Below are 10,962 nucleotides of genomic sequence, written 5' to 3' on the forward strand. Positions count from 1 at the left end.
AGGAAGGAGCAGCCTATGTGGTATCAGCGCACCATTACACTGAGCGAGAAGCCGCGCGGGTTTCATCTGATAACAGATGAAATTATCGATAAATTGTCTGGCTTACCGCCTGTCGAAACGGGTTTGCTGCATCTGTTGTTGCTACACACCTCGGCCTCGCTGACGCTAAACGAAAACTGCGATCCCACCGTGCGCGCTGATATGGAGCGCCATTTCCTGAAAACCGTTCCCGATAATGCGGCGTATGAACATGATTACGAAGGCGCGGATGACATGCCTTCGCATATTAAGTCGTCAGTATTGGGCGTCTCGTTGCTGCTGCCTGTACGCCAGGGGCGTTTACAGTTAGGAACATGGCAAGGTATCTGGTTGGGAGAGCACCGTATTCACGGCGGTCCACGTAAAATCATCGCGACACTACAAGGGGAATGATAATGACCATTTCGGAATTACTGCAATACTGCATGGCAAAACCTGGCGCAGAGCAGAGCGTCCACAGCGACTGGAAAGCGACGCAAATTAAAGTGGAAGATGTACTTTTCGCGATGGTAAAAGAAGTTGAAGGACGCCCGGCAGCCTCTCTCAAAACCAGCCCGGAACTGGCAGAGTTATTACGTCAGCAGCACAGCGATGTACGACCGAGTCGGCACCTTAATAAAGCGCACTGGAGCACGGTCTATCTGGACGGATCGCTGCCGGATTCACAACTCTATTATCTGGTCGATGCCTCTTATCAACAGGCGGTAAATGCGCTGCCGGAAGATAAACGCAAGCAGTTGCCGCAGTCCTGATTATAGCGCGCCGACCAACAACGCCAGGGCGATATCAATGAGGCGGATGACCGTAGACCGGATACGGCTGTCGAGGGCGATTTGCGCATTATTGGCGCGTAGCCTGGCGAGGTCCCGCTGTCCTTCCAGCAGAATAATCATATCGTCGTCGTCCAGCCAGCCGCGAGCATGTTCCTGAAGCGCGCGGGCGATAAACGCGGCGGACTCGCGGATACCGTCGTCGCTGTCTTCTCTTGCCTGCTTATACGCCTGGATAAACTCGGCAATCGCCGAGGAGGCTACAGGATGTTCGGCCCGGGCGGTGGTCATCAGGTAATGTATTTCGTTAATAGACGCCATTTTCTTCTCCCTGAGTACAGCGTGCGCCCCAATGCAGACACTCACCCTGTATGGCTAATTTCCAGACCTGATTATTTTGCTGTTGGTATCTCTCAGCCTGGATGTAAGTAAGTGGTTGCTTACGTTGCATAACCCGCGCATAAAGACGCAAATAGTGATTTTTCAGCAGCGCCAGATTATCGAGTCGGTGTTTATCCCCACCTTGACGGGCGACCCGCTCAGCCTGAAAAAATGTCTGGCGGATATCACGGTCATCCTTGAACAGTGTCTCTTTTTGCCACGGTATTCGCGCCGCGTCCTGCAGGAAGCGGGTTGAGCGCGCTTGTAATAGCGTCAGTTGTTGAAAAGCCACGGCGCTAAAGCGGTCAGGCAGCGTACAGGCGGATAAAAACAGGCACAGCAGTAGTGTGATTGCGTAGGGCAACTTCATGGTGTTTTCCATAACAGACCGTTTGCGCTATCACATGTCAGAGCGAGGCGGCACGCAAATCACAAATGCTCAACACGGATACAATGAGGTGGGATGAGGAAAAATGATGCCGCTTCCCGGCGAATCGGAAAGCGGCGTGAAGGTTATTTGAGCATAGGTTTAAGGAAGCGGGCGGTATGCGACGCCTCGCACTCCGCCACGGTTTCCGGCGTACCGGAGACGAGAATTTCGCCGCCGCCGCTGCCGCCTTCCGGGCCGAGGTCGACAATCCAGTCCGCCGTTTTAATGACGTCCAGGTTGTGTTCGATCACCACGATGGTGTTGCCCTGATCGCGCAACTGATGCAGAACGTCAAGCAACTGCTGAATATCAGCAAAGTGCAGGCCGGTGGTTGGCTCGTCGAGAATATACAGCGTTTGCCCGGTGCCGCGCTTCGACAGTTCGCGCGCCAGCTTCACGCGCTGGGCCTCGCCGCCGGAAAGCGTCGTCGCCGACTGACCAAGACGGATATAGGTCAGCCCCACGTCCATCAGCGTCTGCAGCTTACGCGCCAGCGCCGGAACCGCATCAAAGAACTCACGCGCTTCTTCAATGGTCATATCCAGCACTTCGTGGATGGTCTTGCCTTTGTACTTAATCTCCAGCGTTTCCCGGTTATAGCGCTTGCCTTTGCACTGGTCGCACGGCACGTAAATATCCGGCAGAAAGTGCATTTCGACTTTAATGACGCCATCGCCCTGGCACGCTTCGCAGCGACCGCCGCGCACGTTGAAGCTGAATCGCCCTGGCGTATAGCCGCGCGAGCGAGACTCCGGCACGCCAGCAAAAAGCTCACGAACCGGGGTGAAGACGCCCGTATAGGTCGCCGGGTTGGAACGCGGGGTACGCCCGATTGGACTCTGGTCGATATCGATCACTTTATCGAAATGTTCCAGCCCCTGAATATCCCGATACGGCGCCGGTTCGGCGATAGTCGCCCCGTTTAACTGACGCTGGGCGATGGGGAACAGCGTATCGTTAATCAGCGTTGATTTACCGGAACCCGAGACGCCGGTGATACAGGTAAACAGCCCTACCGGTAGCGTAAGGGTCACATCTTTCAGGTTATTGCCGCGCGCGCCGGTGAGTTTGAGCACTTTTTCTGGATTTGCCGGCACGCGTTGTTTCGGCACTTCAATTTTGCGTTTACCGCTCATGTACTGGCCGGTCAGTGATTCCGGTACCGCCATAATGGCTTCCAGCGGGCCTTCCGCCACCACCTCGCCGCCGTGAACGCCCGCGCCGGGGCCAATATCAATCACATGGTCGGCGGCGCGGATGGCGTCTTCATCGTGTTCCACCACAATCACGGTATTGCCAAGATTGCGCAGATGAATCAACGTACCCAGCAGCCGTTCGTTATCGCGCTGGTGCAGACCGATGGACGGTTCATCCAGCACATACATCACGCCGACTAACCCGGCGCCTATCTGGCTCGCCAGACGAATACGCTGGGCTTCGCCGCCGGAAAGCGTCTCTGCCGAGCGGGAGAGCGTGAGATAGTTCAGGCCGACGTTCACCAGAAACTTGAGGCGATCGCCGATCTCTTTTAGCACTTTTTCGGCGATTTTCGCCCGTTGCCCGGAAAGCTTGAGATTAGTGAAAAAATCCATCGCATGGCCAATGCTCATATCGGAAATAGCAGGCAGCGGCGTATTTTCCACAAATACATGGCGCGCTTCGCGATTCAGTCGCGTTCCTTCACAGCTGGCGCAGGGGCGATTACTGATGAATTTCGCTAGCTCTTCGCGCACCGCGCTGGATTCCGTTTCTTTATAACGGCGCTCCATATTATGCAGCACGCCTTCGAACGGATGGCGGCGCACGGAGGTATCGCCGCGATCGTTCATATATTTAAATTCGATGTTCTCTTTGCCGGAACCGTACAGCACGACTTTGTGTACGTTGGCGCTGAGGCTTGCCCACGGCGCATCCACGTCGAACTTATAGTGTTCCGCCAGCGACTTGAGCATTTGAAAGTAGTAAAAATTGCGACGATCCCAACCACGAATCGCGCCGCCTGCCAGCGACAGGTCGGGATTCTGGATCACGCGGTCCGGATCGAAATATTGCTGAACGCCGAGGCCGTCACAGGTCGGGCAGGCGCCTGCCGGGTTGTTGAACGAGAACAGACGCGGTTCCAGCTCGCGCATACTGTAGCCGCAAATCGGACAGGCAAAATTGGCGGAGAACAGAAGCTCCTCCGATTTCTCATCGTCCATATCGGCAACAACCGCCGTGCCGCCGGATAATTCCAGCGCCGTTTCGAACGACTCCGCCAGGCGTTGGGAAAGATCGTTGCGAACTTTGAAGCGATCGATCACCACCTCAATAGTATGTTTCTTTTGCAGCTCCAGCTTCGGCGGATCGGAGAGATCGCAGACTTCGCCGTCAATACGGGCGCGAATGTAACCCTGGCTTGCCAGATTTTCCAGCGTTTTGGTGTGTTCGCCTTTACGCTCTTTAATAATCGGCGCCAGCAGCATCAGACGTTTGCCTTCCGGCTGTGACAGCACGTTATCGACCATCTGGCTAACGGTTTGCGCCGCCAGCGGCACGTCATGATCCGGACAACGCGGTTCGCCCACGCGGGCAAACAGCAGGCGCAGGTAGTCGTGGATCTCGGTAATAGTACCCACCGTAGAGCGCGGGTTGTGCGATGTCGATTTCTGTTCAATTGAGATCGCGGGCGATAGCCCCTCAATATGGTCGACATCCGGTTTTTCCATGAGCGACAAAAACTGCCGCGCGTAAGCGGAGAGCGATTCAACGTAACGACGCTGCCCTTCGGCATACAGAGTGTCGAAAGCCAGTGAGGATTTGCCTGAACCCGAAAGCCCGGTCACGACAATCAGTTTGTCGCGTGGGATGACGAGGTTAATATTTTTGAGATTATGGGTGCGGGCGCCCCGAACTTCGATCTTATCCATTCACCTTTCCCGGTAGAGACTCGGATGCCTGGTTTGTTTGAAGGACAAACGGCAGAAACGGCTAATTATGACACAATTTAACCTGTTTGAATATACAGTATTGGAATGCATCTTCAGCTAAAGTATGCAACAATATGAGGTTCGCGCGAGTGACCTGGAACCTGCATCGCAGCTATTAAAATGCTACGTGGAAATGGTACACTCACGCGTTTACACTATTTATGAAACGTATTCAGGAGACTCAATTATGGCCAGCAGAGGCGTAAACAAGGTGATTCTCGTTGGTAATCTGGGCCAGGACCCGGAAGTACGCTATATGCCGAGTGGCGGCGCTGTCGCCAACTTAACGCTGGCTACTTCTGAATCCTGGCGCGATAAGCAGACCGGCGAAATGAAAGAGCAGACTGAATGGCACCGGGTGGTGATGTTCGGCAAACTGGCGGAAGTGGCCGGCGAATATCTGCGTAAAGGTTCTCAGGTGTATATCGAAGGTCAATTGCGTACCCGCAAGTGGACCGATCAGAGTGGCCAGGAACGCTATACGACTGAAATTAACGTTCCGCAGATCGGCGGCGTGATGCAGATGCTGGGTGGTCGCCAGGGCGGCGGCGCACCGGCAGGCGGTCAGCAGCAGGGGGGTTGGGGTCAACCGCAACAACCTCAGCAGCCGCAGGGCGGCAACCAGTTCAGCGGCGGCGCGCAGTCGCGTCCACAGCAATCCGCGCCAGCGCCGTCTAACGAACCGCCAATGGATTTTGACGACGACATTCCGTTCTGATTTTTGGTAAAAAACTCAAAGCGTTATTTGCATTTTCGCTATAGTTCTCGTCTGCTGAAATGCCTGGTGTAAACCAGGCATTTTCTTACCTGGTATTATTGTCTTTGTCTCCCTTTCAAAAAAGAGAAGCACATATCTTACGGAAAAATGTCGCTTATCGCCTCTGGCCGACTCGCCTCGGCACATCATTATCCAGCCGAAGTTCATAAATGTACTGCAATAACCCGGATTGTCTTAAATATGAAAGAGAAATCTCATCTGCAAAATATATAATTTATAGCCATTTTTTGACAACAAAAAGATATTATAAAATAACGTTAGAGAATGGTCGGTATTATCAATAGTTAATTAAATGTTTGCTTTAGCTTGTGATGAGGTCAAATATGATATGTTCATCTTGCTTTATTTTTAATTGCTGAAGATAAACTTGTTACTTATAGCTGGCTTTATATAAAAAATGGTTTTATTTATGTATTTTTTTACGCAATTCTGATTTTTTACTCCCCGCTTATTATATTTTTAATGATTTAAGTTATATTGAAGTCCCTATGACCCTATGTTTTAATTGTGAAAATTCATTTTATCTTCTGGAGGCAAATTTATTAAATACGTATGATTATAACGCGTATTAAAAAGAAATATGTCCTTAAAATGATTTAGAGTTTCAATGATTAGCTAACAAATCTATTTATCGGCGAGTGGTTTTAATTTGCTGATGACTATTTTTTATTTATGAGCTGAGAGCTTATGCGATACCTATTATTGGGGAAGATATAGTTAGTGCAATAATTGATGTATACCTAATAAAAAAATGAAGAGTGTTTTTAATTAAAGCACTCATCTTTGTTGTGGGCGCATAAAAATGGCGTCATTGTTTTTATTTTTCTGATTACGAGATGTAGGAAAACTGAAATCTATAAAGCGTATTGGTAGCAGGAAGCCAAGGGCGGTAGCGTTCACTTTCTGAATAAGTTGAGCATCCTTTATCCTTTCTAATCCACAAAAACATTTTATTCACAATGTAATATCAGGAGACAACATGGAAGACGAAAGTAATCCGTGGCCTAGTTTTGTTGATACATTCTCTACGGTATTGTGCATTTTTATATTTCTTATGTTGGTGTTTGCACTTAATAATATGATTATTATGTATGACAACTCAATTAAAGTTTATAAAGCAAATATAGAGAATAAGACTAAATCTACTGCTCAAAATAGCGGAGCCAATGACAATTCAAATCCTAATGAAATAGTTAATAAGGAAGTGAATACTCAAGATGTGTCGGACGGAATGACTACAATGTCAGGTAAGGAGGTTGGAGTATACGATATCGCCGATGGTCAGAAAATTGATATAACATCTACAAAAAATGAGCTTGTTATTACGTATCATGGCAGGCTGAGAAGCTTTTCAGAAGAGGACACTCATAAAATAAAGGCTTGGTTAGAAGACAAAATCAATAGTAATTTATTGATAGAAATGGTTATTCCTCAGGCAGACATCTCTTTCTCTGACTCTTTACGACTGGGATATGAACGGGGAATTATTTTAATGAAAGAGATTAAGAAGATATATCCTGATGTAGTTATTGACATGAGTGTTAACTCCGCAGCATCAAGTACAACGAGTAAAGCTATTATCACGACTATTAATAAAAAGGTGTCCGAGTGAAATATATAAATCATTACCGCTATTTGTTTGTCTGTTTTTTCCTTGCCATACTCCCTTTTTCCGCTTTATCTTTTCCCGGTATAAGAGAGTATGTTTTTGATAACTTTATGGTTTCTGCAATTTACAATGGAGTCATTATTGCCATTTATATTACAGGCTCTTTGTGTGCATTATTCACTATTTTTAAAAATATTTCAGCAAAAGACATATTAATAGCTCAGGACGCCAGCAGAAAAAATAGTATTCTTTCTAACCTCAATCAGATTTTGTTTTCCGGAGAACCCAAACAGTGTGATTTCAATTTGCTGATGGAATTAGATGACAATGTGTCTACCGCCCGTAACCAACGATTGTCATTTATTATGAGTTGTAGCAATGTGTCGACGCTTGTTGGCCTGTTGGGGACGTTTGCGGGTCTGTCTATTACGATTGGTTCAATCGGGAATTTATTGAGCTCGCCATCAGATGTTGGCGGTGATAATGCAAGTAATACACTCAATATGATCGTGACAATGGTAGCGTCGCTTTCTGAACCATTGAAAGGGATGAATACCGCATTTGTATCTTCTATCTATGGTGTTGTTTGCGCCATACTCCTGACCTCACAAAGTGTTTTTGTTCGCAGCTCCTATTCCCTTGTTTCTACGGAAATCAAAAAATTAAAAATCATAAGCAACAGATCCAATAATAAACAACGAAGCCTGCGGGTTGAATCAGAGACGCTTGTAGAATTTAAAGAGTTGTTTAAAGCGTTTTTTGATAACTACCTGACAGTTGAAAACTTACGGACGCAGGATGAAGAAAAGAAACGAGTGATGCTATCAGATAGCTTTGTCACTTTGCAAAACCGGCTATTGGATAACTCAGCAAAACTGGAACAACTTTCTACGCTGATTGATGGTTATCTGGTAAGCAGTAACGAAAATCTCAAAAAATTATCTGACGGTGTAATAACAATTACCTCTCGTTTATCTGAAGGTAATATCCTGCTTGCTGATAATAATGCACGACTGGAGGCAATGAGTACAATACAAAATATTATAGACAAAAAGAATGATTCAATAATGGCATCAGTTGATAAATGTTATCAGGAATCTCTTTCACATGGTAAGACCATAAACGATATTGCCGCTGGCAGTGCCGATATTTCTCATACTCTCGATGGGCTGAGAAAAGAAATGGATGAGGATATGAACAATGTTCATTTAGCGCTATCCGATCTATCGGCTACTGATAAAAAGATTATTGCCAATACTAAAGAGATTAGTGCTGAAATGGTTAGCTACCGTGATACCTATATGCCATTAATGGAAAAAATAACATCTATGCACCAGGAAATAGTAAAGCAACGTTTGTTAAACAAGGAGGAAAAAAATGAAGATTAAGATGTTTTTTCTGACGACTGCTTTTATTACACAAAGCACATACGCCAGCGAGCTTCCGGTCATTCCTCTAAGAGATTTAGTTAATGCCGCATTAACGCATCAGCCCTCTGTTGCTGTTTCATATTATGAGACTGAAAAGAAAAACAGTGACTTAGATCTTTCACGGGCAGCACTTTATCCTACCCTGGATCTAACATCTGGCCTTAATAATAACAGGAAAGAGTCATCAGGTACCGAGAGAAACGTTGAAAATAAGGTGTCTTTATCATACCGAATAACGGATTTTGGAGTGAGGGGGGCTAATATCAGGAAATCTGAATACGAAAGAGATAATAGTAAAACTGACTATGAAAAAACAAAGAATATAGTGTCTCAGGAGGTTGTGACAACCTATTACAACATCAGTAAATATCGTGAAATGATTGATGGCGTAAATCTTGAGAAAGAGTTTTATAAAAAGATGCTGGAAACTTTTTCGCTGCTGGTATCTTCCGGTGTAGCGATGCAATCTGATATGCGTAAAGTACAAGTATCTATCGATGCATTAAATACCAGAAGCATTATGTATCAGTCGATGTTGGATGATGAAATGTATAAAATGCAGAATATGACTGGTCTGAATTTATCACCAGTTCAGATTCAAAGCGATGAAAAATTCAACCTCTTCAAAAAATATATCTTTGTCGAAAGCCCTGAAAAACTTATGGACATGGTGATGAAATACAACGATGACTATAAGATGCTTGTCAATACCCGAAAAGCCGCGACCGAAGATATTAATGCCGCAAAATCATCCTATTTTCCGACTGTAGATCTCGTTTCCAGCTATGTACAGAATAACCCGAGCGGTAGTGCCAAAAAAAGTGATTATGAAGATGAATTCAAAACGGGTATCAATGTCAGTTTCAACATTTTTAATGGGTTCAGAAATTCAGCCCAGGAAAGAAAAATGGTGGCAAGTTACTCGCAGTCTAAGCTGCAAATTGACGATTTTTTGATTAAAACGCGTTATAACATTGATTCACAACTTTCAAAATACACCGCTGCAAAAGAGACTTACTCAGTGGCGGAACGTTCACATACAAACGCGTTACAGCTTACTGAGTTATATGAGCAGGAGTTTCAGTTAGGGCAAAAAAGTTTGCTTGATTTAATTTCAAGCCGTAATGAAGCATTTCAGGCATATGTAAGCATGATCGACAGCAAATATAGCCTGTATATTTTAAAGTTACAGCAGCTCTCATTGATTTTTCATTTAATGGATTATTTAAAAGGAAATACTGAAAGTGAGTTAAATGGAATGAAATGAATAGAAGACAAAGCGATCATCTCATGATGATAATTATTTCTTTGACGATCTTAATTATTATCCTTACCTACTTTATAGAAATTAATTCAGTGGTTCATGGTCAGGGCGTTATCACTACTAAAGATAATGCTCAGTTAATATCTCTTTCTAAAGGAGGAACGATACAAGATATTTATGTGGCCGAGGGTGATACTGTAAAAAAAGGAGAACTCCTTGCAAAGGTCGTTAACCTTGATCTGCAAAAAGAATATCAAAGGTATAGAACTCAAAAAGGGTATCTGGATAAAGATGTTAACGAAATATCTTTCATTCTTGATAAGGAAAATGAGAGTGGGTTGATTACCCTGGATGGTACCCGTTCTTTAAGCAATAAAGAGGTAAAAGCGAATATTGAATTAGTGCATAGTCAGATAAGAGCTAAAGAGTTAAAAAAAACCTCTCTTGATTCTGAGATTAGCGGATTACAAGAGAAGCTGAGTTCGAAAGAAAAAGAACTAGCATTGCTTGCCGAAGAAATAAATATTCTTTCCCCACTGGTAAAAAAAGGAATTAGCCCATATACCAATTTTCTTAACAAGAAACAGGCGTATATAAAAGTTAAGTCTGAAATTAATGATATTGAAAGTAGCATCACTTTAAAAAAAGATGATATTGAGCTGGTTGTTAATGATATTGAGGCGCTTAATAATGAATTGCGATTATCTTTATCTAAAATAATATCTAAAAATCTTCAGGAACTTGAGGTTGTTAACTCTACATTAAAAGTAATAGAGAAGCAGATAAATGAGGAGGATATCTATTCACCGGTTGACGGTGTGATTTATAAAATCAATAAAAGTGCCACTACTCATGGTGGTGTGATTCAGGCGGCGGACTTACTTTTTGAAATAAAACCAAAAGTAAGGACTATGCTGGCCGATGTGAAAATACTACCCAAATACCGTGACCAAATATATGTAGATGAAGCCGTTAAGCTGGATGTCCAGTCAATTATCCAACCAAAGATAAAATCGTATAATGCGACTATCGATAATATTAGCCCTGATTCCTATGAGGAAAATACCGGAGGAACAATTCAGCGTTATTATAAAGTAATTATTGCATTCGATGTTAATGAAGATGATTTACGGTGGTTAAAACCAGGTATGACTGTTGACGCCAGTGTAATTACCGGAAAACACAGCATTATGGAATACCTGTTATCTCCCTTGATGAAAGGCGTGGACAAAGCCTTTTCAGAACCCGTTAATACTAAACGATTAGATACACCTTGAGAGTGAATATAATAT

10 protein-coding genes are annotated in these 10,962 nt (G+C 44.8%); 7 read left to right on the plus strand and 3 right to left on the minus strand.

Going from position 1 to position 10,962, the window contains the following annotated elements; translation table 11 throughout:
* Nucleotides 1–15 precede the first annotated feature (15 nt).
* Entirely contained in the window at nucleotides 16–432 is a 417-nt protein-coding gene (locus tag ACLJRH_RS13550) for a secondary thiamine-phosphate synthase enzyme YjbQ (protein ID WP_000270392.1), read from the plus strand.
* A gap of 2 nt (nucleotides 433–434) precedes the next feature.
* Nucleotides 435–791, plus strand: a complete 357-nt coding sequence (locus ACLJRH_RS13555; RefSeq protein WP_000155665.1) for an MmcQ/YjbR family DNA-binding protein — start codon at nucleotides 435–437, stop codon at nucleotides 789–791.
* On the opposite strand, the gene ACLJRH_RS13560 is transcribed toward ACLJRH_RS13555, so the two are convergent.
* The 3 genes from ACLJRH_RS13560 to uvrA all read right to left on the minus strand — a co-directional run bounded on the left by ACLJRH_RS13560 (nucleotide 792) and on the right by uvrA (nucleotide 4,529).
* Nucleotides 792–1,130: a hypothetical protein gene (locus tag ACLJRH_RS13560; protein WP_023137213.1), complete on the minus strand. Its 339-nt coding sequence runs from the start codon at nucleotides 1,128–1,130 to the stop codon at nucleotides 792–794.
* Nucleotides 1,117–1,572, minus strand: a complete 456-nt coding sequence (locus tag ACLJRH_RS13565; protein ID WP_072105320.1) for a hypothetical protein — start codon at nucleotides 1,570–1,572, stop codon at nucleotides 1,117–1,119. The genes ACLJRH_RS13560 and ACLJRH_RS13565 overlap by 14 nt, the downstream gene beginning before the upstream one ends.
* 131 nt (nucleotides 1,573–1,703) lie before the next feature.
* Nucleotides 1,704–4,529 (minus strand): excinuclease ABC subunit UvrA, encoded by a 2,826-nt coding sequence (uvrA, locus tag ACLJRH_RS13570; protein WP_023137212.1) that lies wholly within the window; start codon nucleotides 4,527–4,529, stop codon nucleotides 1,704–1,706.
* A 247-nt stretch (nucleotides 4,530–4,776) separates the two neighbouring features.
* On the opposite strand from uvrA, the gene ssb1 reads away from it, so the two are divergent.
* From ssb1 to siiD, 5 genes are all read left to right on the plus strand, one after another.
* Nucleotides 4,777–5,307, plus strand: coding sequence for a single-stranded DNA-binding protein SSB1 (gene ssb1, locus ACLJRH_RS13575; RefSeq protein ID WP_000168322.1), 531 nt, complete (start codon nucleotides 4,777–4,779; stop codon nucleotides 5,305–5,307).
* Between the two features lie 1,039 nt (nucleotides 5,308–6,346).
* Complete coding sequence (siiA, locus tag ACLJRH_RS13580; protein WP_000389240.1) at nucleotides 6,347–6,979, plus strand: SPI-4 type I secretion system auxiliary protein SiiA; 633 nt, start codon at nucleotides 6,347–6,349, stop codon at nucleotides 6,977–6,979.
* Nucleotides 6,976–8,364: a MotA/TolQ/ExbB proton channel family protein gene (locus ACLJRH_RS13585; protein WP_000875198.1), complete on the plus strand. Its 1,389-nt coding sequence runs from the start codon at nucleotides 6,976–6,978 to the stop codon at nucleotides 8,362–8,364. The genes siiA and ACLJRH_RS13585 overlap by 4 nt, the downstream gene beginning before the upstream one ends.
* Nucleotides 8,354–9,673 (plus strand): SPI-4 type I secretion system protein SiiC, encoded by a 1,320-nt coding sequence (siiC, locus tag ACLJRH_RS13590; RefSeq protein WP_023137211.1) that lies wholly within the window; start codon nucleotides 8,354–8,356, stop codon nucleotides 9,671–9,673. Before ACLJRH_RS13585 ends, siiC begins: the two co-directional genes overlap by 11 nt.
* Entirely contained in the window at nucleotides 9,670–10,947 is a 1,278-nt protein-coding gene (gene siiD / locus ACLJRH_RS13595; RefSeq protein ID WP_001081935.1) for an SPI-4 type I secretion system protein SiiD, read from the plus strand. The genes siiC and siiD overlap by 4 nt, the downstream gene beginning before the upstream one ends.
* Nucleotides 10,948–10,962: the final 15 nt, after the last annotated feature.

It is taken from the genome of Salmonella sp. SAL04162, from assembly GCF_046551535.1.
Lineage (GTDB): Bacteria > Pseudomonadota > Gammaproteobacteria > Enterobacterales > Enterobacteriaceae > Salmonella > Salmonella enterica.

Bases quoted from the DNA above. Each gene is read 5' to 3' on its own strand.
- ACLJRH_RS13550 (WP_000270392.1), top strand. From the start codon at position 16: ATGTGGTATCAGCGCACCATTACACTGAGCGAGAAGCCGCGCGGGTTT.
- ACLJRH_RS13555 (WP_000155665.1), top strand. From the start codon at position 435: ATGACCATTTCGGAATTACTGCAATACTGCATGGCAAAACCTGGCGCA.
- ACLJRH_RS13560 (WP_023137213.1), bottom strand. From the start codon at position 1,130: ATGGCGTCTATTAACGAAATACATTACCTGATGACCACCGCCCGGGCC.
- ACLJRH_RS13565 (WP_072105320.1), bottom strand. From the start codon at position 1,572: ATGGAAAACACCATGAAGTTGCCCTACGCAATCACACTACTGCTGTGC.
- uvrA (WP_023137212.1), bottom strand. From the start codon at position 4,529: ATGGATAAGATCGAAGTTCGGGGCGCCCGCACCCATAATCTCAAAAAT.
- ssb1 (WP_000168322.1), top strand. From the start codon at position 4,777: ATGGCCAGCAGAGGCGTAAACAAGGTGATTCTCGTTGGTAATCTGGGC.
- siiA (WP_000389240.1), top strand. From the start codon at position 6,347: ATGGAAGACGAAAGTAATCCGTGGCCTAGTTTTGTTGATACATTCTCT.
- siiC (WP_023137211.1), top strand. From the start codon at position 8,354: ATGAAGATTAAGATGTTTTTTCTGACGACTGCTTTTATTACACAAAGC.
- siiD (WP_001081935.1), top strand. From the start codon at position 9,670: ATGAATAGAAGACAAAGCGATCATCTCATGATGATAATTATTTCTTTG.